Source organism: Yoonia sp. D2-7 (assembly GCF_055809435.1).
In genome coordinates this window covers 835,422-858,667 of record NZ_CM147912.1, presented here as the reverse complement: position 1 = coordinate 858,667, position 23,246 = coordinate 835,422, and the positions used below count along the sequence as shown (strand labels likewise).

At 55.6% G+C, this 23,246-nt stretch carries 30 protein-coding genes; 13 read left to right on the top strand and 17 right to left on the bottom strand.

Annotation, left to right across the window (positions count from 1 at the left end):
* Positions 1-21: 21 nt before the first annotated feature.
* From AC0L7R_RS04100 to AC0L7R_RS04080, 5 genes are all read left to right on the top strand, one after another.
* Positions 22-1,620 carry a phosphoenolpyruvate carboxykinase gene (locus tag AC0L7R_RS04100; protein WP_473659004.1) on the top strand — a complete coding sequence of 533 codons (1,599 nt, stop codon included), beginning with the start codon at positions 22-24 and terminating at the stop codon, positions 1,618-1,620.
* Positions 1,621-1,713: 93 nt separating this feature from the next.
* Positions 1,714-2,499, top strand: coding sequence for a phosphotransferase (locus AC0L7R_RS04095; protein ID WP_473659002.1), 786 nt, complete (start codon positions 1,714-1,716; stop codon positions 2,497-2,499).
* A gap of 48 nt (positions 2,500-2,547) precedes the next feature.
* Entirely contained in the window at positions 2,548-3,087 is a 540-nt protein-coding gene (locus tag AC0L7R_RS04090) for a DUF3859 domain-containing protein (protein WP_348106668.1), read from the top strand.
* 127 nt (positions 3,088-3,214) lie between these two features.
* Complete coding sequence (locus tag AC0L7R_RS04085) at positions 3,215-4,903, top strand: acyl-CoA dehydrogenase family protein (RefSeq protein WP_473659000.1); 1,689 nt, start codon at positions 3,215-3,217, stop codon at positions 4,901-4,903.
* Between the two features lie 52 nt (positions 4,904-4,955).
* Entirely contained in the window at positions 4,956-5,339 is a 384-nt protein-coding gene (locus AC0L7R_RS04080; RefSeq protein ID WP_473658998.1) for an META domain-containing protein, read from the top strand.
* On the opposite strand, the gene recO is transcribed toward AC0L7R_RS04080, so the two are convergent.
* From recO to folK, 13 genes are all read right to left on the bottom strand, one after another.
* Positions 5,327-6,058 carry a DNA repair protein RecO gene (gene recO / locus AC0L7R_RS04075; protein ID WP_348106665.1) on the bottom strand — a complete coding sequence of 244 codons (732 nt, stop codon included), beginning with the start codon at positions 6,056-6,058 and terminating at the stop codon, positions 5,327-5,329. The two genes, AC0L7R_RS04080 and recO, sit on opposite strands and share 13 nt — an antisense overlap.
* Positions 6,059-6,127: 69 nt before the next feature.
* Positions 6,128-6,454 carry a DUF1491 family protein gene (locus AC0L7R_RS04070; RefSeq protein WP_473658995.1) on the bottom strand — a complete coding sequence of 109 codons (327 nt, stop codon included), beginning with the start codon at positions 6,452-6,454 and terminating at the stop codon, positions 6,128-6,130.
* Positions 6,451-7,374 carry a GTPase Era gene (era, locus tag AC0L7R_RS04065; RefSeq protein ID WP_473658993.1) on the bottom strand — a complete coding sequence of 308 codons (924 nt, stop codon included), beginning with the start codon at positions 7,372-7,374 and terminating at the stop codon, positions 6,451-6,453. The genes AC0L7R_RS04070 and era overlap by 4 nt, the downstream gene beginning before the upstream one ends.
* Positions 7,371-8,051 (bottom strand): ribonuclease III, encoded by a 681-nt coding sequence (rnc, locus tag AC0L7R_RS04060; protein WP_247129318.1) that lies wholly within the window; start codon positions 8,049-8,051, stop codon positions 7,371-7,373. The genes era and rnc overlap by 4 nt, the downstream gene beginning before the upstream one ends.
* Positions 8,048-8,884: a signal peptidase I gene (gene lepB / locus AC0L7R_RS04055; protein WP_473658991.1), complete on the bottom strand. Its 837-nt coding sequence runs from the start codon at positions 8,882-8,884 to the stop codon at positions 8,048-8,050. The genes rnc and lepB overlap by 4 nt, the downstream gene beginning before the upstream one ends.
* Before the next feature lie 96 nt (positions 8,885-8,980).
* Positions 8,981-9,379, bottom strand: a complete 399-nt coding sequence (gene acpS / locus AC0L7R_RS04050; protein WP_473658989.1) for a holo-ACP synthase — start codon at positions 9,377-9,379, stop codon at positions 8,981-8,983.
* Positions 9,376-9,834 carry a hypothetical protein gene (locus tag AC0L7R_RS04045; protein ID WP_473658987.1) on the bottom strand — a complete coding sequence of 153 codons (459 nt, stop codon included), beginning with the start codon at positions 9,832-9,834 and terminating at the stop codon, positions 9,376-9,378. The genes acpS and AC0L7R_RS04045 overlap by 4 nt, the downstream gene beginning before the upstream one ends.
* A gap of 32 nt (positions 9,835-9,866) precedes the next feature.
* Positions 9,867-10,175: a Dabb family protein gene (locus tag AC0L7R_RS04040; protein ID WP_473658985.1), complete on the bottom strand. Its 309-nt coding sequence runs from the start codon at positions 10,173-10,175 to the stop codon at positions 9,867-9,869.
* Positions 10,172-10,924: a pyridoxine 5'-phosphate synthase gene (locus tag AC0L7R_RS04035; protein ID WP_473658983.1), complete on the bottom strand. Its 753-nt coding sequence runs from the start codon at positions 10,922-10,924 to the stop codon at positions 10,172-10,174. Before AC0L7R_RS04035 ends, AC0L7R_RS04040 begins: the two co-directional genes overlap by 4 nt.
* 33 nt (positions 10,925-10,957) lie before the next feature.
* On the bottom strand, positions 10,958-11,614 hold the full coding sequence (locus tag AC0L7R_RS04030) for a DUF2062 domain-containing protein (protein WP_473658981.1): 657 nt from the start codon (positions 11,612-11,614) through the stop codon (positions 10,958-10,960).
* Positions 11,615-11,626: 12 nt separating this feature from the next.
* Positions 11,627-13,765, bottom strand: a complete 2,139-nt coding sequence (locus tag AC0L7R_RS04025; RefSeq protein ID WP_473658979.1) for a RelA/SpoT family protein — start codon at positions 13,763-13,765, stop codon at positions 11,627-11,629.
* Positions 13,766-13,796: 31 nt separating this feature from the next.
* The gene (rpoZ, locus tag AC0L7R_RS04020) at positions 13,797-14,150 is read right to left on the bottom strand and encodes a DNA-directed RNA polymerase subunit omega (RefSeq protein ID WP_247129309.1); all 354 of its coding nucleotides are present in this window, start codon (positions 14,148-14,150) and stop codon (positions 13,797-13,799) included.
* A gap of 77 nt (positions 14,151-14,227) precedes the next feature.
* Positions 14,228-14,827 carry a 2-amino-4-hydroxy-6-hydroxymethyldihydropteridine diphosphokinase gene (gene folK / locus AC0L7R_RS04015; protein WP_473658977.1) on the bottom strand — a complete coding sequence of 200 codons (600 nt, stop codon included), beginning with the start codon at positions 14,825-14,827 and terminating at the stop codon, positions 14,228-14,230.
* 92 nt (positions 14,828-14,919) lie between these two features.
* On the opposite strand from folK, the gene AC0L7R_RS04010 reads away from it, so the two are divergent.
* The 6 genes from AC0L7R_RS04010 (at position 14,920) to AC0L7R_RS03985 (ending at position 18,741) form a co-directional block, all read left to right on the top strand.
* Positions 14,920-15,492 (top strand): LabA-like NYN domain-containing protein, encoded by a 573-nt coding sequence (locus AC0L7R_RS04010; RefSeq protein WP_247129307.1) that lies wholly within the window; start codon positions 14,920-14,922, stop codon positions 15,490-15,492.
* A 191-nt stretch (positions 15,493-15,683) separates the two neighbouring features.
* Positions 15,684-16,634, top strand: coding sequence for a 4-hydroxy-3-methylbut-2-enyl diphosphate reductase (gene ispH / locus AC0L7R_RS04005; RefSeq protein WP_473658975.1), 951 nt, complete (start codon positions 15,684-15,686; stop codon positions 16,632-16,634).
* Between the two features lie 114 nt (positions 16,635-16,748).
* Positions 16,749-17,207, top strand: coding sequence for a DUF3429 family protein (locus tag AC0L7R_RS04000; RefSeq protein ID WP_473658973.1), 459 nt, complete (start codon positions 16,749-16,751; stop codon positions 17,205-17,207).
* The gene (locus AC0L7R_RS03995; protein ID WP_473658971.1) at positions 17,207-17,800 is read left to right on the top strand and encodes a methyltransferase domain-containing protein; all 594 of its coding nucleotides are present in this window, start codon (positions 17,207-17,209) and stop codon (positions 17,798-17,800) included. The genes AC0L7R_RS04000 and AC0L7R_RS03995 overlap by 1 nt, the downstream gene beginning before the upstream one ends.
* A gap of 1 nt (position 17,801) precedes the next feature.
* Positions 17,802-18,254: a ribonuclease HI gene (gene rnhA, locus AC0L7R_RS03990; RefSeq protein ID WP_473658969.1), complete on the top strand. Its 453-nt coding sequence runs from the start codon at positions 17,802-17,804 to the stop codon at positions 18,252-18,254.
* 133 nt (positions 18,255-18,387) lie between these two features.
* The gene (locus tag AC0L7R_RS03985) at positions 18,388-18,741 is read left to right on the top strand and encodes an ArsR family transcriptional regulator (protein ID WP_473658967.1); all 354 of its coding nucleotides are present in this window, start codon (positions 18,388-18,390) and stop codon (positions 18,739-18,741) included.
* 492 nt (positions 18,742-19,233) lie between these two features.
* Here AC0L7R_RS03985 and AC0L7R_RS03980 read toward each other — a convergent pair whose 3' ends face one another.
* Together AC0L7R_RS03980 and AC0L7R_RS03975 are read right to left on the bottom strand one after the other, a co-directional pair.
* Positions 19,234-19,677, bottom strand: a complete 444-nt coding sequence (locus AC0L7R_RS03980) for a type II toxin-antitoxin system antitoxin SocA domain-containing protein (protein WP_473658965.1) — start codon at positions 19,675-19,677, stop codon at positions 19,234-19,236.
* Between the two features lie 84 nt (positions 19,678-19,761).
* Positions 19,762-20,724, bottom strand: coding sequence for an IS1595 family transposase (locus AC0L7R_RS03975; protein ID WP_473658963.1), 963 nt, complete (start codon positions 20,722-20,724; stop codon positions 19,762-19,764).
* Positions 20,725-20,832: 108 nt separating this feature from the next.
* On the opposite strand from AC0L7R_RS03975, the gene AC0L7R_RS03970 reads away from it, so the two are divergent.
* Both AC0L7R_RS03970 and AC0L7R_RS03965 read left to right on the top strand, forming a co-directional pair.
* Complete coding sequence (locus AC0L7R_RS03970; RefSeq protein WP_473658961.1) at positions 20,833-21,054, top strand: DUF6471 domain-containing protein; 222 nt, start codon at positions 20,833-20,835, stop codon at positions 21,052-21,054.
* A complete protein-coding gene (locus AC0L7R_RS03965) occupies positions 21,015-21,929 on the top strand; it encodes a hypothetical protein (protein WP_473658959.1) in 915 nt (304 codons plus the stop codon). Before AC0L7R_RS03970 ends, AC0L7R_RS03965 begins: the two co-directional genes overlap by 40 nt.
* A 76-nt stretch (positions 21,930-22,005) precedes the next feature.
* Here the strand turns inward: AC0L7R_RS03965 and AC0L7R_RS03960 are convergent, their stop codons facing one another.
* Both AC0L7R_RS03960 and rpsU read right to left on the bottom strand, forming a co-directional pair.
* Positions 22,006-22,884 carry an alpha/beta fold hydrolase gene (locus AC0L7R_RS03960; RefSeq protein WP_473658957.1) on the bottom strand — a complete coding sequence of 293 codons (879 nt, stop codon included), beginning with the start codon at positions 22,882-22,884 and terminating at the stop codon, positions 22,006-22,008.
* An 86-nt stretch (positions 22,885-22,970) separates the two neighbouring features.
* Positions 22,971-23,177 carry a 30S ribosomal protein S21 gene (gene rpsU / locus AC0L7R_RS03955; RefSeq protein WP_100367708.1) on the bottom strand — a complete coding sequence of 69 codons (207 nt, stop codon included), beginning with the start codon at positions 23,175-23,177 and terminating at the stop codon, positions 22,971-22,973.
* Between the last annotated feature and the right edge of the window lie 69 nt (positions 23,178-23,246).

The window sequence follows — 23,246 nt, the reverse complement described above, 5'->3', positions numbered from 1 at the left end:
AACGCCAAAAGGAGCGAACCCATGGACCAAGGAACGGTCAACCCGCAGATGAAGCTTGAGGATCAAGGCATCAAAGGGCTGGGTTATGTGTATTATAACCGCTCTGAACCCGAATTACAGGCCGCTGCAATCGCGGCTGGTGAAGGTGTTGAAGGCAAAGGTGGCACATTCCTTGTTACCACTGGCAAGCACACGGGTCGGTCCCCGAAGGACAAATTCGTTGTCCGCACGCCATCTGTCGAAGACACGATCTGGTGGGAAAACAACCCGCCGATGGACATGGACAAATTCGACATTCTCTACGCGGATATGCTGTCCCACATGCAAGGCGGCCGCGTTGACGTGCAGGATTTGTTCGGCGGCGCTGACCCTGCGCACCGCCTTGATGTCCGCGTGATCACAGAGCTGACATGGCATTCTCTGTTCATTCGTCACCTGCTGCGTCGCCCTGAGGCGTCCGAGCTTGAGACATTCACACCGGACTTCACCATCATCAACTGCCCGTCGTTCAAAGCAGACCCAGCAAAGCACGGCTGCCGGTCTGAAACGGTCATTGCGCTGAACTTCGAAAAGAAGGTCATCCTGATCGGCGGCACCGAATACGCTGGCGAGAACAAGAAGTCGGTCTTCACATTGTTGAACTACCTGTTGCCAGAAAAAGGCATCATGCCGATGCACTGCTCTGCCAACCACGCGCCAAACAATCCGGTTGATACGGCGGTGTTCTTCGGCCTGTCCGGTACTGGCAAGACAACGCTGTCCGCTGACCCATCCCGCGTTCTGATCGGCGACGACGAACATGGTTGGTCAGATCGCGGCACCTTCAACTTTGAAGGCGGCTGCTACGCGAAGACCATCGGTCTGGACCCAGAGGCCGAACCTGAAATCTACGCCACATGTTCGATGCCACACACGGTTATCGAAAACATGGTGTTCGACGAAGAAACCAAAGAACTGGACTTCAACGACGATAGCCTGACCGCGAACATGCGCTGCGCTTACCCGTTGAACTACATCGGCAACGCGTCCGAAAGCGCCTTGGGTGGCCATCCGAAGAACATCATCATGCTGACATGTGATGCGTTCGGCGTACTGCCCCCAATCAGCCGCCTCACACCTGCGCAAGCGATGTATCACTTCTTGTCCGGCTTCACCTCAAAGGTTGCGGGCACAGAACGCGGCGTGACCGAACCAGAGCCAACATTTTCGACCTGTTTTGGTGCACCTTTCATGCCACGCCGCCCAGAGGCCTACGGCAAGTTGCTACAGCAAAAGATCGCGACACATGGTGCGACATGCTGGCTGGTGAACACAGGTTGGACCGGCGGTGCTTATGGTACCGGATCACGGATGCCGATCAAAGCGACCCGCGCATTGCTGTCCGCAGCGCTCGACGGATCACTGGTCGAAAACGAGTTCCGCAAAGACGAGAACTTTGGCTTCGAAGTCCCGATGACATGCGACGGTGTGGACGCCACATTGCTCGACCCACGCGCCACGTGGGCTGACAAGGACGCGTACGATGCACAGGCCGCAAAGCTGGTCGGCATGTTCAGCGACAACTTTGAAAAGTACGTGCCGTTCATCGACGCGGACGTAAAGGCAGCTTCAATCGGGTAAGCCCTGCTTGCACCTTGAAGACGATCAATTAGGGTCGGGCGATGCGCCTGACCCTTTTTCTTTGTTCGCACTCCTTTGGAACACCTGCCCGCCATGGATGATGAAATTCCCCTGACCGGTGGCAACGTCGCCGCTGGCGTCACGCGCGTTGGCGACACGATCCGCAAACCCGTCACGGCAAATACGCCCGCGACACAGGCGCTGCTGACAAAACTCGCGGCGGCGGGTGTGAACGGCGTTCCGCAGTTTTTGGGGATCGACGACAACAACCGCCAGATGCTGCGCTTTGTGTCGGGCGATACCGATTTTCCAACAAACTTATGGACCGAAGACACAGCACTTTTATCAGCAGCCCGCCTGCTACGCCGCATTCATAACGCCACCCTGTCCTTGACGGATGCGACGGTGCCTTGGGCTTACAGCCACCCTGACCCGTTGCAGCATGAGGTCATCTGCCACAACGATTTTGCCCCCTACAACATGACGTTCGACACGAACGGTGCGGTGATTGGCGTCTTCGATTTTGATCTAGCAGGGCCTGCGCCACGGAACAGGGATCTGGCCTATCTGGCGTGGTGGATCGTCCCGCTTGGTCGAGAGGACACCGCGATGGATGCCGCCACGCAAGCCGATTTGGATGCCCAAAGCCGTCGTCTTAAACTGCTTTGCAAGACGTATGGCGTCCCGGCAAACCGCGCCCTTTTGGATATGATCACCGAAGTCCTAACCCACATGAGCGACCCCGACGCCGTGTCCCGCATGATTGGCGATGCCGCCACGCAGACCTTGATCGCGGGAGGGCATCTTGACCAATGGGCCCAATCTTTAGCCGATTTCGCCCAAATCAAAGGGCAGATCGCAGCCAACCTAGACGTTTAAGTTGAACAAAGCTTGGCGCATTTACCCGAATTGGGTTACGAACACGCTATGAAACATGTTCTCGCTTTGCTTATTTGTATGCCCGTTGTGGCTTTTGCCCAAGCCCCGCAGCCCGATGTAAAGGCGCCGGCGATTGCCAGTATGGAAGTCGGGGTCATTTGCGCACCAGATACGCTTGGCGTGCGGGAAGCCCCCGGTACGATCGCGGGCACGACCCATGTTATTGAAGAAGAGCCTGCGTTTGTCGCAGCGACGCGGCGGGTGCCTGCGGTGCTTGGGATCGGGTTCGGGATCAAGTCGCAGGCGCTTGATATTGATGGCATCAACGGCGTGCAGATGACGGTCACCCACCCGCCTATGGGCGCGACAGGCCAAACTGTGCAGACGTTCGCGTCAACCATTCGCGGCACTGACCCTTCCCTGACGTTTTATCAGTTCGACTTTGACTATGAACTCTTGCCCGGCTTTTGGCAGATCGAAGCGTCCTATGCCGGCGAAACCCTTTACCGGACAACATTCGAAGTACTGCCTGCAGAACAAATACCCGAACTTGCCGATATCTGCGGTTATGTAGACTTATTTTCGTAGGGCGGGCTCGCAGTCAGGCAAGCCACTGCGACACTTTTGTTCAAAAGTGTATTATCCGACGAATGATTGTTGCGCTGCGGATGCAAACACTTTATCTCTGCACCTGCACAAGCAGGAGAGTCGCCCCATGGCCCATGACGGACAAGACATGACACTGATCGCAACCGCAGGAATGCCTGATCTATTGGCCCAGACCGCCGCGTCGTTGCCCGCCGTGGCGACCATCGTGCAAGCCGCAAAAACCAGCGTCGCAGCGCTGACCACAGACGGCGGGCGCATCTCCGGCGCGCTGATCGAAGAAAACCAAACGGCGGCGCATGGTTATGCTTGGTTGGCCACATACGACCAATCCTTGCAGCAAATGCAGGCTTGGGCTGATCGTTTAATGGCTGACGGCAAGTTTGGCGAAACAGAACATTTGATCCACCAGATCGCGTTTGGCGAATACCTCGCGCAGATCGCTGGTGGCATCCAGATGAACCAAGGCGAAATGATCCGTTTGCGCGACATGGGCGTGTCAGCGGCGGATCAGGCAGCTTTCGCAACGGACAGTGCAGTCGCAGCATTGATTGACAACGCCAACACGCAGACCGCCCGCACCCGTCTTGTCGAGCTGATGCAGGAACAGTCCGCAAATGTGACCGTGGGCGCGTCCGGTCTGGATGAAGAACTGGAAATGATCCGCGACCAATTCCGCCGCTACGCGGTCGAAAAGGTCGAACCATTTGCCCACGATTGGCACCTGAACGACGAATTGATCCCGATGGAAGTTATCGACGAACTTGCCGAAATGGGCGTGTTCGGCCTGACAATCCCTGAAGAATACGGCGGCTTTGGCCTGTCGAAATCATCGATGTGTGTCGTCTCCGAAGAATTATCGCGCGGCTACATCGGTGTTGGGTCTCTCGGCACGCGGTCCGAAATCGCAGCCGAATTGATCTTGTGCGGCGGTACCGAAGAGCAGAAACAGAAGTGGTTGCCGCAATTGGCCAGCGCTGAAACCCTGCCGACGGCCGTATTCACAGAACCCAACACCGGATCCGACCTTGGCGCGCTGCGTACACGTGCGGTGAAGAAGGGCGACGATTGGGAAGTAACCGGTAACAAAACGTGGATCACCCACGCCGCCCGCACCCAAGTGATGACATTGCTCGCACGGACCGATCCCGACACGACCGACTACAAAGGTCTGTCGATGTTCCTTGCAGAAAAGACCCCGGGCACAGACGAAGACCCGTTCCCAACCGACGGCATGACCGGTGGCGAGATCGAAGTTCTCGGGTACCGCGGCATGAAAGAATATGAACTGGCCTTTGACGGGTTTGCCGTGAAAGGCGAAAATCTGCTGGGCGGCGAGACTGGTAAAGGTTTCAAGCAATTGATGCAAACCTTTGAATCCGCACGCATCCAAACGGCGGCCCGCGCCATTGGTGTGGCGCAATCCGCGCTTGATGTCGGGATGCAGTACGCACAGGACCGCAAACAATTCGGCAAGTCACTGATCAACTTCCCGCGTGTGTCGGGCAAACTGGCGATGATGGCTGTTGAAATCATGGTGGCACGCCAGTTGACCTACTTCTCCGCTGCGGAAAAAGACGCCGACCGCCGTTGCGATCTGGAAGCGGGTATGGCGAAATTGCTAGGCGCGCGCGTAGCTTGGGCCTGTGCGGACAATGCGCTGCAAATCCACGGCGGCAATGGCTTTGCGCTGGAATACAAAGTCAGCCGTATCCTGTGTGATGCGCGTATCCTGAACATCTTTGAAGGTGCCGCAGAAATCCAAGCGCAAGTCATCGCCCGGCGGCTGCTTGGGTAAAACATACGTGTAGCAGGCTTGCCTTCGCGGGCCTGCAATGCGACGCAACACCATGCTTCGTTTTCTTTCCATCGTGCTTTTGCTCACCGCTTGCGGCCCTGATGAAACCATATCAGGCTACGCCGTGCGCGACGCGACCTATAGACTGATAGACATCGATGGCACTGATTTTGCGGCGCGCGCGACGATTAGCTTCGGCGACAACGGCAGCGTGACAGGGCGCGGCCCTTGCAACAACTTTCACAGCACGCAAACCCTCCCCTATCCGTGGTTCAACCTTGACCCCATCGTAAGCACGCGCATGGCCTGCCCCGATCTCGCGGCAGAGCAGATATATTTCGCCACGCTCGCAGACATGACGTTGGCGGAAGCATTCGAAAATGTGCTGATCCTGTCCAACACAGACGACCGCGAAATGGTATTTCAGGTCGAATAACGGCCGATCGCATCCAACAATCTGGCGCGTGCTGCGGGCATTGGGCGATCACCAAGGCTTTTGATCAGGCGGTTTTCAATGAAATAGCCCGTTGTGGCCAATGCTTTGACGATCTCGTCGGGCGTGGCGTCGCCTTTGCCCGCAAGCACGGGGGGCAAGGCCAGCAAACGATCCGCCCATTCGCCTGCAGCGTCGCGGCTGACGGCTTTGCCGGACTTGGGCGATACAAACGCCAAGTCTTCGTTCACGCCGCGTACAGCGCAAGCGGACAGGTCCATGCCGAAACCCATTTCCTCAAGCAACGCCTGTTCCCACCGCAAATAGGCCAACGGCCAGATATCCGTCTGCCCCAGCAAATCAAGCAGTCCCATTGTGCGGTCATACAGCGGCGCGTGGGCTTCGCGTTCGGGCAGCACCATCGTCAGCAAACCGCAGACCGCGTTCAACCCCGCCAGTGATAACCTGTCGCCCATTGCAGCAGCGGCGCGGCTGCGAATGGGTTCAACCGTGAACGACCCAAGGTGCTGATCAAGCCGCGCTTTCCATGTGACCGATAGCTGCGCGCCGGGCTGCAACAACGGTGCAACCTTACGGCTGGTGCCGCCACGCACGACGCCTGCATGACGCCCGTGTTCTTCGGAGAACACTTCGATAATGACCGAGGTTTCCCCAAACGGGCGAGTGGCCAAAAGGGCTGCGTCATCGGTCCAACTGATCATGGCGCTAATGTGGGGGGAAACAGACGCGTTGAAAAGGGCGGGCGACCTGTTTCTTCCACCCGCAACAACTCAGTCCAAGCCAGGTTCATCCAACAGGTGGCGGCCTTGTTTATCTTCGACCTCAATCACCCAAAGATCAGGATCAAAGCCGCGTTGTTTTGCGATTGACCCGTCGACATCGCCCTCGGGCCCGTCCGACAGCACGACCCATTTCCGGTCGCCCGTCATCAGATCGAAACTGCGTTGATAACAGCAGGCCCGCCCATCAAGCGTGTTCAGCTTGATCAGCACCGCCCCCGCTGTCGCATCCCCTTTTCGCACGACAAAAGCGGGAATTTCGGACAGGCGCAGGCGCGTCAAATAGGCCGACACCCAGATGTCAGCCGTCAGTTTCAAGCGTTGCCGTCTTTGAATTCGAGACCCATTTCTGAGTAACGTTCTTTTTCTTCCAACCAGTTTTTGCGCACTTTGATCTGCACAAACAGGTGGACGCGACGCCCGAGGAATTCTTCAAGTTCCAACCGCGCCGCCGTGTTCACGGCTTTCGCGGTTTCGCCTTTCTTGCCAAGCACGATGCCTTTGTGGCCATCGCGAGCGACGTAAACGACCTGATCAATGCGGCATGACCCGTCGGGGCGTTCTTCCCAGTTTTCGGTTTCGACCGTCAGCTCATATGGTAATTCCTGATGCAGGCGCAGCGTCAGTTTTTCGCGTGTAATCTCGGCCGCGATATTGCGCATCGGCAAGTCGGCGATCTGATCTTCGGGATACAACCACGGGCCGGCAGGCACTTCACCAGCAAGCCATGTTTTCAGCGCCTTCACACCATGCCCGCGTTCAGCGGAGATCATGAAGGTTTCCGCGAAAGGGTAGCGTTCGTTCATCTCGGACGTCAGTGCGAGCAGCGCTTCGGTCTTCACCTTGTCGATCTTGTTGATCGCCAAGGCCACTTTGCCCCCACCTGTGCGTTCTTCTAGCGACGCAAGGATCGCTTTCACGCCTTCGCTGATCCCGCGGTGCGCTTCGATCATCAGAACGACGATATCCGCGTCCCCTGCCCCGGTCCACGCGGCTGCAACCATCGCGCGGTCAAGACGGCGGCGCGGTTTGAACAAGCCCGGTGTGTCGATGAAAACCAATTGCGCTTCACCGGATTCACCGCCAATCGCGATGCCCCGAATACGCGCCCGCGTTGTTTGCACTTTGTGCGTCACGATGGACACCTTCGCGCCAACCATCCGGTTCAAAAGCGTTGATTTACCGGCGTTTGGTTCGCCGATCAGGGCCACAAATCCGGCGCGTGTTGTGTCTGTCATGGGTCGACTTTCTTCAAAAGGGCGGTTGCGGCGGCTTGTTCGGCTTGGCGTTTTGATCCGGCGGTCGCTTTTTCAGCGGGACCGGAGGACAGGCGCGCCTCAATCGTAAATACCGGCTGATGGTCTGGGCCAGAGCGGGCCACTTCGACGTAGGCGGGCGGCGGTTCGCCACGGGCCTGCGCCCATTCTTGCAGGGCGGTTTTGGCGTCGCGCGCGTCGTCAGCCACATTATAGATGCGATTACCCCAAAGGGTCACGACCATCTTTTGGGCGGTCTCGAACCCTGCGTCCAAGAACACAGCAGCGATCACAGCCTCCATTGCATCAGCCAGCAACGCTTCTTTGCGCCGCCCACCTGATTTCATCTCGGACCGACCGAGTTTCAGGACAGCACCGATATCAATCTGGCGGGCAACATCTGCGCAAGCTTCACGGCGCACAAGCGCGTTGTACCGCGGCGCAAGCAGGCCTTCGGACGCATCCGTATCAGCCTTCAGCAAGGCGTCGGACATCACCAAACCCAGCACGCGGTCGCCCAAAAATTCGAGCCGTTGGTTATCGTCGCGATGCGCGGACATCATCGACGAATGCGTGACCGCGCGGATCAATAGGGACGGATCGGCAAAATCATGGCCAATCCGTTTTGCAAAAGCAGCAAGTTCCGCCGAAAGCTTCATTCAATCGCCTTAAAGAAACGGTCGCTGCGCCATGTCCAGAACGCCAGCATGGACCGACCAGCGGACGAGAACATCACACGGTCTGCACGACCAACGATATCTTCGCGCGGGACAAATCCAACACCGCGTGCTTCTTGTGCGACACGGCTGTCAGTGGAATTGTCGCGGTTATCGCCCATGAAGAAGAAGTGATCTTCCGGCACTGTAAATACGCCTGTATTGTCAGAAAACTGATCGCCGATGTTCAGGATCGAATGACGTGTGCCACCGGGCAGTGTTTCGTACTGACGCGACTTTTCACAAATCGCGCCCTGCCCCACAGCGCCGTTTTCACAACGCGGACGCAGGCCTTGCGGGCCTTGGTATTCCATCACCTCTTCGAACACGCCGCCATCTTCGAGGATCACAGCCTCGTCGTTGATCTGCAAAACACCGTCGATCATTTGGATGCGGTCACCCGGCATACCGATCAGACGTTTGATGAAATCACGCCCCGTCACAGGATGACGGAATACGACAACATCGCCGCGCTCTGGTTCAGAGCCCAAGAAACGTTCGTTTGAGCCTTCGAACACCCCACAGAAATCATCAGCACCAATATCAATGCCAACAGCCGGGATGCGGATCGACGGGCATGACGCGTAGGAATAGCCATACGCCATCTTATTCACGAACAGGAAATCCCCGATCAGCAGCGTATCTTTCATGGACCCTGACGGGATCCAGAACGGCTGGAAAAAGATCGTCCGAAACAGGCCTGCAATCAGCAAGGCATAGACAACCGTCTTAACGGTTTCTTTGACGCTTGCGAAAAATCCGGGCTCTTCGGACATGGGCAAATTCCTTTGATGAGTTGCAAGGCTACATGCGGGCGACACTGCGCTGTGTCAAGCGATGCCACAACGGCAAAGCTGGAAAACGCCACTGATTTATAGGGGATTGGCCTCAATCACGACAAAGGCCTGCGCCCACGGGTGATCATCGGTCAATGTGACGTGAATTGTGGCTTCGTGTCCGGGGGGCGTCATTTGGTCCAAACGGTCCTTCGCCCAGCCTGTGACATGCATCACGGGTTGGCCGGTGCGCAGGTTTGTGACCGACATATCTTTCCACGCGATTCCCATGGAAAGCCCCGTGCCCAGCGCTTTTGAACAGGCCTCTTTCGCGGCCCAGCGTTTCGCATAGGTGCCAGCCACGTCGCGGCGGCGTTCGGCTTTGGCCTGTTCGACATCCGTAAACACGCGATTTTTGAAACGATCCCCGAACCGTTCCAGTGTTCCCGAGATCCGTTCGATGTTCGCCAGATCGGTCCCGATGCCAAGGATCATTCCGTATCCGCCAAAATGACCGCGTCGATTTCACCTGTGGATTGGTTCAGCGTGAACGACAACAGGCTGGTCGGGAACCCGTCGCTTTCGGGATCGTATCGGCTAACGGGGACTTCAAAGATCAACCCAACCGCCGGATCATATCCGGCCGTTAGGGCGTCCCACCTGATCCCGCTGAACCCAATGCGGTCGCCGGACCCAAGCGTCTTGCACTGCCTGTCGCCGACTTCGTCATAGGGCGGGGATAAGACCAACAGATGCATCGCCGCGACAGCCGGTTCGACCGTGTCCAACATGGCAAGGCGCACGGCCCCTTCGGCAAAGACCTTTGTGTGGTCTTCCCAAGGTTCGATCAAATTACGGGCGCTGGATTCCCAGTCACAATCGCTGACGGTTTGCGCGGCCAGTGGGGTCGCAAACAGCGCCACCAGCGGAATAGATAAAATCGATTTCATAATCATCTCCGGTCTATCGCCTAAGGATGCGCTTAGGTGGCCGGCACTTCAAGGTCGATCACCATGATTGCATCACCACTACCGCAGAGTGCCACCAACCGTCCGCCAAGCGCCTTGTGACCCGGATGTGCCGCGTAAATCCGCAACGCGTCGGTGTCGGTGAACGTGCCGATAAAGCCATAAGGATAATCAGGCGTCTTGTGTTCAAGATCGCGGTTTGGACCATGGGTGAAACCTGTGAACCCTGGCAGATCAAGCGCGGCGAGCCCTTGCATCACAGCATCAAGTTCATCCGCGTCGTAGCCTTCAGGCAGGCCAAGCATCACAATATGTTGGATCATGAAAGGCCCCGCGCCGCGTCCATGATACGGCGCATTTCTTTGATTGCTGGACCAAGGCCCGTAAAGATCGCTTCGCCGATGATGAAGTGTCCGATGTTCAATTCGACCACCTCAGGCAACACTGCGACGGGCGTCACATTGTCAAACGACAGACCGTGGCCTGCGTGGACTTCAAGACCCAAACCATGTGCATGGGTCGCCATCGCCGTCAGGCGCGCAAGTTCGGCATCGCGTTCATCAAAACGCCCTTCATCGTGCAGATCGCAGTACAAACCACAGTGCAGTTCGATAATGTCCGCGCCAATCCGCGCCGATGCTTCGACCTGTGCAATCTCTGGTCCAATGAACATCGACACGCGGGTGCCTGCGTCTTTGAATGGGGCAATGTAGGCCGCAAGGCGGTTATCATCACCAGCCACATCAAGCCCACCTTCGGTGGTGCGTTCTTCGCGGCGTTCTGGCACCAGACAGACAGCATGCGGTTTCGTGGCGAGCGCGATCTTTTGCATCTCTTCCGTGGCGCCCATTTCGAAATTCAGTGGGATGTCAATCGCTTCGGCAATGGCGGCCATGTCGGCATCACGAATATGACGCCGATCTTCGCGCAGGTGGGCTGTGATCCCATCAGCGCCTGCTTCTTGCGCCAGCAACGCCGCACGCACCGGATCGGGGGTCGCCCCGCCCCGCGCATTCCGCACAGTCGCCGCATGGTCGATGTTCACGCCAAGCCGTAGTTTTGAAGAGGTCATCGCAGTGTCCTTTGCAATCGATTAACGCAGCATCTAGCCCGACGTTGGACCGCCGTCATCGTTTTGCCCAGTATTCTTTTGTAACGATGCCAATTTTGCGCGGAGCACCTTCTGGCGGCGTTTCTGGTAGGCGCTGATCAGCGGCACAGACAGGTAGTAACAAAACGTCGCGCAAATAATGCCAGGGATGATCCCGCCGATCATATAGGGATAGAACACTTCGTCATAGAAAATCGCCAGACCACGCCAATCGGCACGTGCCGGTGTGAAAATGGCCAGAAAGTTGTGCCATAGATCGTGAAACGCGCCGCCAAACTTTGCCCCAATCGACGCATCAACGTCGTCAACCGGACGGGTTCCGAGCAACCAGTGTCCGGTCCCGAGCGAGGCGACCGCGATCGGAACATAGGTCAGCGGGTTGCCGAAAAACGTGCCCATAAGCGCGGCCAACACGTTCCCACGCATGAGACGCGCCAACAGGAACGCCACGACAAAGTGCATGCTGTAGAACGGGGTGAATGCAGTAAAAACACCGGCCCACACCCCGCGCGAAATCTTTTCAGGGGTATCGGGAAGCCTGCGCACTCGGTGTTTGACGTATTGGGCCGCACGCGACCACCCACCGCGCGGATAGATAAAGTCGGCAACCACTTGCCAGACCGGGCGTCTATCCCTGCGCTTAAAAACCAAGTTTACGTCCTCTTAGGTGCCGCTTCGTTCGACATTCGCCAACCCGGGGTCGCGATGCCTGCCAATGGATGACACATTGCTGTCGGCTTCAAGGGCTGTTTGCACCCGATGGAAATGTTCAACGTCACTGACGTCGACATCCATCATCAACCTGTAATAATCTGGCTTGCGCTCGATGAACTTCAAGTCCGAGATGTTGGCCGTCTGTTCCCCGATCAAGGTACAAATCCGGCCCAAAACGCCCGCGTCGTTCGTGATTGTCAAATCAAGCGTCACAGCGTTGACTGCACCGTGCACGCCATCCTGCCATTGCAAATCAATCCAACGTTCTGGCTGGTCTTCAAAATCGGCCAGCGCGTCACAATCAATGGTGTGCACAACCACGCCTTCGCCGCGATACGTAATCCCCATGATCCGTTCGCCCGGTACAGGCTGGCAACACCGCGCACGGCGATGCTGCTGGTTCGGGGAGAGGCCCACCACCGCACGGTTCGCCGCAATCTGTTCGCCTTCTTTTTCGACAAGCTTTGGATAGATCGCGGCAACGACATAGCGGCCCGTGATTTCTGCGCTGCCAAGTTGGCACAGCAATTCATCGACACTTTCAATCGCCAATGCTTTGGCTGCCGTTTGAAGCGCCTTGTCGGTTGATTTCTTGCCAACGTTTTCAAACGCAACCCGCGCCAGTTCGCTGCCCAGTTTGATGAACCGATCGCGATCTTCTTCTTTCAACGACCGGCGGATGGCCGTTTTGGCGCGGCCCGTCACGGCAATATCAATCCAAGTCGCTTGCGGAGTCTGGCCTTCGGCGGTGATCGCTTCGACCGATTGACCGTTCTTCAAACGCGTCCACAGCGGCACCCGCAATCCGTCGACTTTAGCCCCCACAATGGCAGACCCAATCCGTGTGTGGATCGCATAGGCAAAATCAATGGGCGTAGCGCCGCGCGGCAGTTTGATCACGTCGCCCTTCGGTGTGAAGCAGAACACTTGGTCCTGATACATCTCAAGCTTCACAGCCTCGAGGAATTCCTCGTGACCTTGTTCCTGATCCAGCCGTTCTGTCAGCTTGTTGATCCATTCGACAGGATCAACGGCAAAGCGGTTTTCAACACGTTCCCCGTTTTTATAGGACCAATGCGCGGCGACACCAGTTTCGGCGACTTCGTGCATTTCGCGGGTTCTGATCTGGACCTCTACGCGTTTACCGTCACGGCCTGATACAGTTGTATGGATCGACCGGTAGCCGTTTGTTTTGGGCTGACTGATGTAGTCTTTGAACCGACCCGGCACAGATTTCCAACGCTGGTGGATCACCCCAAGTACGCGGTAACAATCTGCCTCTGTCGCCGTCAGCACGCGAAACCCGTAGATGTCGGACAGCCGCGAAAAGCTCAGGTCTTTTTCCTGCATTTTGCGCCAGATCGAATAGGGTTTCTTGGCGCGGCCCACGACCTCTGCGCTGATTCCCGCCTTTTCCAGTTCGACCCGCATGTCAGCGGTAATCTTTTGGACCACATCACCTGTTTCACGCTGCAACGTGATGAAACGGCGGATGATGGAATTGCGGCCCTCAGGATTAAGAACGCGGAACGCCAAATCCTCCAGCTCTTCACGCATCCACTGCATCCCCATGCGTCCGGCGAGCGGGGCAAAGATTTCCATCGTCTCGCGAGCCTTCTGGGCCTGCTTATCGGGGCGCATGGATTTGATCGTGCGCATGTTGTGCAGACGGTCAGCCAGTTTAACCAGCGTCACCCGCAGATCACGAGATGTGGCCATGAACAGTTTGCGAAAATTTTCAGCCTGTTTCGTTTCGCGCGAGTTCAGCTGCAGATTCGTCAGCTTCGTGACGCCATCCACCAATTCAGCGATTTCGCGGGTAAACCGTTTTTCGACTTCGGCAAAAGACGCCTTCGTGTCTTCAATCGTGTCGTGCAGCAAAGCGGTGACAAGGGTCGCGTCATCCATTTGCTGTTCAGCAAGGATGACAGTCACAGCAACAGGATGGGTAAAGTATTTCTCGCCCGAATGGCGGAATTGACCGTCGTGCATTTCGTCGCCGAACGCATAGGCGTCGCGCAACATCTGTTCATTTGTACGAGGGTTGTAGGCGCGGACCAGAGCGATCAGATCGTCAGCAGTCGTCATCTCGTCCTGCGCCTTTATTCGTGGTCGCGCCTTAGCGTTGACCTTGCGCTTCCATCAGGGCACGCAGCAGTTTCTCTTCGGACATGTCGTCCTCTGCAGGCTTGTCAGCTTCTGCGCCCATCAGCAAGGACATGCTGTCCTCTTCTGGCTCGTCCACTTCGATCTGCGTCTGGTTTGCTTCGATCATGCGCTCGCGCAGATCGTCAGCAGTCTGTGTTTCGTCCGCGATTTCACGCAGTGATACAACAGGGTTCTTGTCGTTGTCGCGGCCAACAGTGATCGGAGAACCGGATGCGATTTCGCGGGCGCGATGTGCGGCCAACATGACCAGTTCAAACCGGTTAGGGACTTTATCGACACAATCTTCTACGGTGACGCGAGCCATGAGCGCACTCCAATTCAGCGGGTGGATTCCTAGGAAGCCCCGTCTTTAGGCGCAGAAATAGAAATTGACAAGCAGATTCACGCCGCATCCAGCGGACAAACCGTGTCTTTTTCGGCGGCAGGTCGCCCATCCAGCATCTGCCGTGTCGTCTGGCCCAAAATTGGATGAAGCCAGTCAGGGGCCACATCCGCCATCGGGACCAGCACGAAACTGCGATCTTGCAGGCGGGGGTGCGGCACAATCAATTGATCGGGCGACAGGCGAACCTGGTCTTCCAACGGCAGCATTCGCCACTTTTCGTGGGTGGTATGATCAGGCAGCACGACGTCATCAAATGCAATTAAATCAATGTCTAAGGTCCGCTGACCCCACCGGATTTCGCGGGTACGGCCTGCCATTTCTTCGATCTCATGACAAATCTGCAAAATTGCGTCAGGTGATAAATGCGTCTTGAAAACCGCCGCCGCATTCACGAAATCCGGCCCCGCGCCTGCCGGAAAAGCGGGCGTTTGATACAGGTGGCTTTTACGTATAGAAAAACCTACCCGTTCGGATAGGACGCCGCAGGCCAAATTGATAGTTTCCTCAGGTTTTCCGAGGTTTGACCGCTGGTTAGCCCCTAAAGCAACCACAACGTCGTGATGCTTACGTGGCTTTGGCTGGACTTGCGAGGTCAACGGAATATCCTTATTTGTATTGAAGCTTGCACGGCATCTACCACTCACACTCACGGTTTGTGCAAGCTTTGTATTTTGAAAGGAATTTTTCCATGTTTTATCGTGACGAGCGTCTCGCGCTCTTCATTGATGGCTCGAACCTTTATGCAGCAGCGAAATCGCTTGGTTTTGACATCGATTACAAATTGCTTCGCGCAGAGTTTATGCGCCGCGGCAAAATGCTACGGGCCTTCTACTACACAGCACTTCTGGAAAACGATGAGTATTCGCCAATCCGTCCACTCGTGGATTGGCTGCATTACAACGGTTTCACCATGGTGACCAAACCGGCCAAAGAATACACTGACTCTATGGGACGGCGTAAAGTCAAAGGGAACATGGACATCGAATTGACTGTCGATGCTATGGAACTTGCGCCACATGTCGATCACGTTGTGCTGTTCTCGGGCGACGGTGATTTCCGGCCACTTGTTGAAGCACTGCAGCGCAAAGGCGTACGGGTTTCTGTGGTGTCCACAATCCGCAGCCAACCGCCAATGATCGCAGACGAGCTCCGCCGTCAGTGCGACAACTTCATCGAACTGGATGAATTGCGCGACGTGATCGGTCGTCCGACACGCGAACCGCGCGTTGAAGAAACAGCGGCAGAAACCACGGACGCATAAGGCGGCCTGCTTCTGTTCATGACAAACGCGTTGCGCACCTGTTCGTTCGGCTGCGCAACGCCCATTTTGACCACATCGACTGACCGCCTAACATGGCTTGCGCCGCAGGCGCCCCTTTGGATCAAACCTGGCCCTCTGGACGCCGCCGCTACGAAGGCTTACCTCTACAACAAGCCAAGCCGGAGACAGTCATGACAAAGCCCCCTCTAACGCTATACCTTGCAGCGCCGCGCGGCTTTTGCGCGGGCGTAGATCGGGCCATCAAGATTGTTGAAATGGCGTTGGAAAAATGGGGGGCACCTGTCTACGTCCGCCACGAAATCGTCCACAATAAATTTGTGGTCGACGGGTTGCGCGAAAAAGGCGCCGTATTCGTTGAAGAACTGCATGAATGCCCCGACGACCGGCCTGTGATCTTTTCCGCGCATGGTGTGCCAAAAGCAGTTCCCGCAGCCGCTGCAAAACGCGAAATGGTCTACGTCGATGCCACCTGCCCGCTTGTATCCAAGGTACACATCGAAGCGCAGCGTCATGCCGACAACGGTCTGCAAATGATCATGATCGGTCACGAAGGTCATCCTGAAACCGTCGGCACCATGGGGCAGTTGCCAGACGGCGAAGTGCTACTGGTGGAAACCGTCGCTGACGTGGCGACTGTCACACCGCGCAACCCTGACAAACTGGCCTTTGTGACACAAACCACCCTGTCGGTGGACGACACCAAAGACATCGTCGCGGCCCTGCGCGACCGGTTCCCCGCGATCATCGGACCGCACAAAGAAGACATCTGTTACGCCACCACAAACCGCCAAGAAGCGGTCAAGGCAATGGCGCCAAAATGCGATGCGATGCTTGTGGTTGGGGCGCCCAATTCGTCCAACTCGAAACGCTTGGTAGAGGTCGGCGCACGCGCTGGCTGCGAATATGCGCAACTTGTGCAGCGAGCCACCGACATTGACTGGCGGGCACTTGAAGGCATCACATCCATGGGGATCACCGCCGGTGCATCCGCCCCAGAAGTACTGATCAACGAAGTCATCGACGCCTTCAAAGACCGCTTTGATGTGACAGTCGAGATGGTTGAAACAGCGGTCGAAAACGTTGAATTCAAAGTGCCGCGTGTTTTGCGCGAACCCGCTTAAACGGGCAGTCGGGGCTTTTTCTAAGCGACGGGAGCCTCCGGCGGGGATTTGGAAAACGTCAAAGAATCGACAGTCGTGTGCTTGATCGAGGGCGCACCAAGACATGAGGGTCACATGACATCACCGCAAAACATCCCGCGATCCGCTCTTCTGTTGGGGTTGGCTGGGCTTGTACCTTTTGTTTGGGGTGCGTTGACCACACTGGTGCCGACACTTGGCTTGCAGGCCTCGGGTATAATTGGGAGCCGTTTTGTTGGGCCTTACGTGCAGCTTTACTACGGCGCTGTGATCCTGTCGTTCATGTCGGGCGTGTTGTGGGGCTTTGCTACGAAGGCCGACGGTGCAAAGGCCACGGGCGGCTATATTTTGTCAGTGCTCCCTGCCTTATGGGCGTTCTTTATGACGGGCGGCGGCGCAGTTACCGCAAGCATGAACCTGATCGCAGGTTTCATCGGCCTTCTGTTGCTCGACTGGCAGTTTTGGCGGCAAGGGCTGGCACCTGCGTGGTGGATGAAATTGCGCGTTTTGCTGACCGCGATTGTCGTACTTTGCCTACTGACCGGAGTGCTGTGATGATCGATGACGAAACCATTGCTTTCTATGACACCGCCGCTGGCGACTATGCCGCAAAATTCGCGAAGTCGCGTCCCGATGCGCAACTGATCGCATTTATGAACCTGCTGCCAAACGGTGGGCGGGTGCTCGACCTGGGATGCGGCCCTGCGACCGCCTCTGCCCATATGCGCACCGCCGGATTTGAATGTGATCCAGTCGATGCATCGGACGGGATGATCAAGATCGCCAATGACCTTCACGATCTGGGTGCGCGCAAACTGACGTTTGACGAACTGGACATGATTGCGGACTACGATGGCGTCTGGGCGAATTTTTCCTTGCTGCACGCCAACCGGGACGACCTTCCACGTCATTTGGACGCAATAGCCACCGCGTTGCGCGATCAAGGCGTGTTCAGCGTTGCGATGAAGACCGGAACGGACGCGACACGCGACCGTTTGGGGCGCATGTACACATTTGTGACTATTCCAGAGCTGTCGGAATTGCTGACGAACGCCGGTTTTTCCATTCTTGCCGTTGACGAAGGCATGGCCCCCGGTTTAGCCGGTGATGCCTCACCATGGGTGACTATTCGCGCTCGAAAGGACTGAAATGCCTGATCTTTTTGCCTATACTGACGGGGCCTGCTCAGGCAATCCCGGCCCCGGCGGCTGGGGCGCCATTCTGATTGCGAAGGATGGCGAAAACGTCCTGAAGGAACGCGAGTTGAACGGCGGACAGGCCAACACCACCAACAACCAGATGGAGCTGATGGCCGCGATTTCGGCACTGGAAGCCTTGGAGCGGTCCAGCGTCGTGACCGTTGTGACCGACAGTTCCTACGTCAAAGACGGGATCACGTCTTGGATTCATGGCTGGAAGAAACGCGGCTGGGTAAATGCCGCAAAGAAGCCGGTGAAAAACGTGGAACTCTGGAAGCGATTGGATGCGGCGCAGGCGCGCCATCAGGTGACATGGGAATGGGTCAAAGGACACTCGGGACATCCAGAAAACGAACGCGCTGATGAATTGGCGCGCGCGGGTATGGCGCCATTTAAACCCTGAGGTTTTGCGCCGCCTTTGGCGTCGCCACGCGTGGGGGCCAGCCCCCACACCCCCGAGATATTTGCGGCCTTATGTATCAAACGCACCAACAACATACCTTATAAAAACAAGGCTGTGAATCCATAATACGGGTATGCAGGATAAGACTATCAACAACGCGCTACTGGCACTACGCAAACAGGGTGGCACCGAAGGCAAGCTGGCCGAAGTGTTGCTCGACATGCGGGGCGTGGGCTGGACCGACTGGCACCAAGACAGGCCAATGAAGCGCGGGGATGCCAAACGACTCATAATGAACGCGCTCAGGGATGGGCCTAAGACCGCCTCAGAGTTAGGTAAGTTGATAGAGAAGGCAGTGCCGAACCTTAGCCACCATGCCGCCTACAACCGTGCGTATCAGTCGCTTTGCAGGTATCGCACTCAGGGGCATGTGGTGCAGGACTTTGGGCCGGAAGGGTGTTTGTGGCGGCTGGCGTTAGGGGATTGATACGGTTTGACATTTACCGGCGGCGGTGTTTTTTCTTTCTGTCCCCTCGATCCTTCGGGACCTCGTACACCTGATGGTCAGGGTCCCACCATAGAACACGCATTTTGGACCCGTCCTTTACACACCACACTCGACAAGCACCTGATATTCGAAAAGAAATTAGGCTATCTTGATCATCCATATCTAAGCGTTGAAGTTGATCTCTCGCGGGCTTTTCAAGTTTGTAGCACTCGATAGGATGAGAACCTGTTTTCTCGATATCAGTCCATGGCTTGTCTTCAAATTCGCCCAAGCAATTGAGCACTGACCGAGCGTTCGCATCATCCAGTTTTGCCCAGCTAAAGGGGCCGCCGTGATCACACCCGTTAAACTTCCATGAAAGCGGTCCTTCGCCACCAATACTCGGCTCAGAACTCCACTTAGGCGTTTTGCTAGGCGCAGGCGTTTCGGAAATCTTCGGAGTCTTGGTCTTTGCCAACTCTAATTCTTGCCTCAAATATTGCCGTAGTATTCAGCCATGGCCGCAGGTTTAATCTCTGCGTTACTACGACCGCCTTCTGGAACGCCAGAACGTGCATCACGCCACGGGTCTTCACGATGAGTAAGGTCACTTAACCAAGGTGCTGTTTGCGCACCGTAACTGTCGAGAATAGCCGAAACTGTCTCGGCTTCGTCTACTGTAAGGTTGTCTTTGGAGCCGTCAGGTTCTTCTGAAACCTCAAATTCGCCACGATGGGCTGTGAAAAGTGCAGGTACAACAGGCCCATTTGCCCAAGCCTCAATACGCTCCGGGAACAGAGGTTTCTCGTCCCAAACCAATGACCAAGCTTGACTGTAATAGACCAGCTTCTGCAATTTCATCGCGGTCATTTTACCAGCCTTGGATAGAATAAAATCCGCTACATCAAAAACACTTGCCATTTTCAGCCCCTCCATGGGCCTCCCTTGGATTTAAGGCATCAGAGTCGAAATTGCGATAGGCTTCTTGAAAAATTGTTTTGACGCATTTCGAATGGGCCGTTAAGCCGCACGCTGCCAATACCCCTTCCAGTTCCGCGACACAGGCGCGTCCATCGCGTTAGACACAACGATATGCGCTAGTGTGCCGTTGTCGGTGCGACGGTTGTCTTCCAGCCATGCGGATTGGTTCGCATACTGGTGCAGGTACTTTGGCGACACGCCATGGTGCTGTCCTTGGATCATGTTGCGCAGGCGGGAAAAGAAGCTTTCCACCATGTTTGTGTGCTTGCCGTTGTCGCTGTAAATCTCTGAGTGGTTCACGCGGTCCACGTTGTAGCCCATGTGCAGTTCGTCCCAGTGGCTGGCTTCGTCCGCTGACATGGTGGACATGCGCGATACGTTCTCGTTAGCCAGCGCGACGCCTTCACCTTCGGACATGCCTACGAATGGCAACGTGCGGCCCTCACGCTCACGCAGAGCGATAACAACGCGGCGCTTGCCTGTCTGGTGAATGGCCAAGCGGCGGTCCTTGCGGTCCTTCTTGGCGTTCTCTGGGCGAATGTGACCACCAAAGTAAGCCCCGTCGATTTCAACGTGACCTTCAAGCACTTCGCCAGTGTGGACCTCACGCGAGATAGCCTCACGCAGTTTGTGGGCCAGAACGAACGCCGTTTTGTACTGGCAATCCAGATCGCGGGAAAGCTGCACCATGCTCATACCCTTGGAAGCATTCACGATCAGGAAGATTGCGGCCAACAGGTCAACAAAGTCCATCTTGCGGGATGCGAAGATTGTGCCGGACGTGACGCTAAACTGATGCGCACATGCCTTGCACTTGAACTTGCGGCGCGTGGTGATCTTGTACGCTTCGTCATGGCCGCACTGGGGGCATACAGCCTCGCCTTGCGTCTCAGGCCAGCGCATTTCGCAGAACGTCTGGTACGCCGCATCTTCGCCAGCCTTGTAAATCGTACGCAAAGAGAGCGTCCGAGATGCTGCTGAAAGAAGAAAGTGCTGTGCCATTGTCCTGATGCCTACTATTTTCGTTAACTTCATATCGAATATAGTATAGTGACATACTGTTTGCAATAGGTTATATATCACAAACAGTATATTTTTACCGGAGGCGATATGCCAGACCAGAACGATTGGGAAAAGCAGGCAGCAAACCTGCTCAAGTCAGAGTTGAAACGTAAGGGGGTGACTTACGCCCAACTTGTTGAAAAGCTGGCAGACATTGGAATCAGTGAGAAAGAGGCGAACGTCGCAAACAAGCTATCCCGTGGGAAGTTTTCAGCGGCGTTTATGTTGGCATGTCTAAAAGCAATACAGACGGATTCACTAAGGCTCTGATAGGTATTATTATCTTCGCCTCACTAACTGGAATTATCATATTTCAAAAACTAGACTATCAGCATGTAGTACCCGTATCCAATGTGTACGAGACCAGTACCTATAAGGAGCGTGCTTCCGAACGCATAGAAAATGAGTGTGCGGGTATTGGCGGTATTACTCTTTTTGAATGCAAGAACGATATAGAACAGTCCACTCGCGATGCTCATCGCGCCCAAAAGGATTTGAAGGCTCAGCGCTACATGGCTCTTTGGGCTTTCATTATGGCCGTATCTTCCGTTGTCGGGGTTGTTGTCACGTTTGTTGGTATTATTTTTATCAAAGCCACTTTGGATGAGACGAGAAGGGCTGTTGATTCCGCTGACGGTGCCGTTGAAGCCACTCGAAAAATTGGTCAAGATCAGCTTAGACCATGGCTGGTCCCCCAAGATATTCGAGTTTATATCACTACTAACTCCATTATTGATGCAGTCGCCCATGACGAAGTTCAGGTTGCGCAAGTAATTTGGTCGAATTCTGGACAAAGTCCCGCTGTTAATTGTCAGATTCATGCCCATAAAAAGATAGTCCCTCACGGCGCTAAATTTGATGATTTCATTTTTGAGGAAGCGCCGGGTGTTGGTGTTATCGGACAAGGCACCTCCGCAAGTAGTCCTCAAGCCTTCGTTCCGCCTATTATGTATCATAAATTTCAAAGTATGGAGATTGATTTTATCGTTGGCAGTCGCGTGACTTACACACATAGCCTGAACCCCGCTGAGGCCTCTTTTTGCGATGTCGCGTATAGGATCAGCAGAAACGGCGTGAGAGCTGATAAAAACGGCAATCAAGAGCCAAATTATGCAATAACTCTTGAGTATTCGAGAGTAGGCTAAATCCTTAATCATGCCTCACACCCCGCTTGGTGCGTTTGATACATAAGACCGGATATTTGAGACCAAAAGAAAAGCGTTACCAACGCGGCTGGGCTGCGAAGAACTGAAGCGCCTCTTGCGCGACCATATCTGGTAATTCTTCCGCCAGATAATGTCCGCCCGGCAAATTATGCCCGGTCACTATTGTCGCTCGTTGCTTCCAAAGATCGAGGCAATCAAAATGCGCCTCAATCGCTCCGTCAGCCCCCCACAAGACATTCAACGGGCAGGTGATCACGCCACCTTCATTGTCGTGTGTGATGTCGATTGTCGCAGCGGCACGGTAGTCTTCGCACATGGCATGGATCGTGGCCGGATCTTTGATCGCCTCCGCATAGGCCGCGAAGGCCGCATCGCTGAACGGTTTCGGCTTATTCCCCCATGATCGCAGCTTTTTATTCAGGTAGAATAATGGGTCAGCCGCGATTTGCGTTTCGGGGAATGGCGCGTCTTGGATCAGCCAGAACCAGTGCCAATAGACCGTTGCGAAAGCGGCCGTCGTGTTGGCGTACATTTCACGTGTCGGGGCAATGTCGAGCAGGATTATCGCCGTAACCCGGTCTGCGTGATCCACGGCAAGCCTGTGGGCCACGCGCGCGCCCCGATCATGGGCAAGCACGGCGAATCGCGTATGCCCAAAGTGCGACATAACGCCCGCCATATCGCGGGCCATTTCACGTTTCGAATATGGGCTGTGATCTGCGTCCGTTACCGGTTTTCCGGACGCCCCATATCCCCGCAGATCAGGAATAATCAGCGTGTAATGCGCCGCCAAAATCGGGGCCACCTTGTGCCACATTACATGGGTTTGCGGATACCCATGCAGCAACAGTAACGGCGGACCGCTGCCACCGATAACACCGTGGATGGTCGTGCCGTTCGTTGGAATATCGAAGGTCTGGAAATCTGGAAACATGCCGTAGCTTAACAGCTGTTTTGTAAAGAAAAACCCCCGCAGCGCGAGCCACGGGGGTTCTTTGATCGTACATCGAAAAGGGGTGCTTAGAGCATACCTTCGCGCTGGAGCTTTTTCCGAGCCAGCTTACGCTGACGGCGGATTGCTTCGGCCTTTTCGCGTGCTTTACGCACGGATGGCTTTTCGAAATGTTGCTTGAGCTTCATCTCACGAAACACACCTTCACGCTGAAGTTTTTTCTTCAGAGCACGGAGCGCCTGATCGACGTTGTTATCACGAACACTAACCTGCATGTGGTTTTCACCACCTCTCTAAGTTGGATTTGCAATAAGTTGCAGGAAGTGGGCATATAGCAACGACGC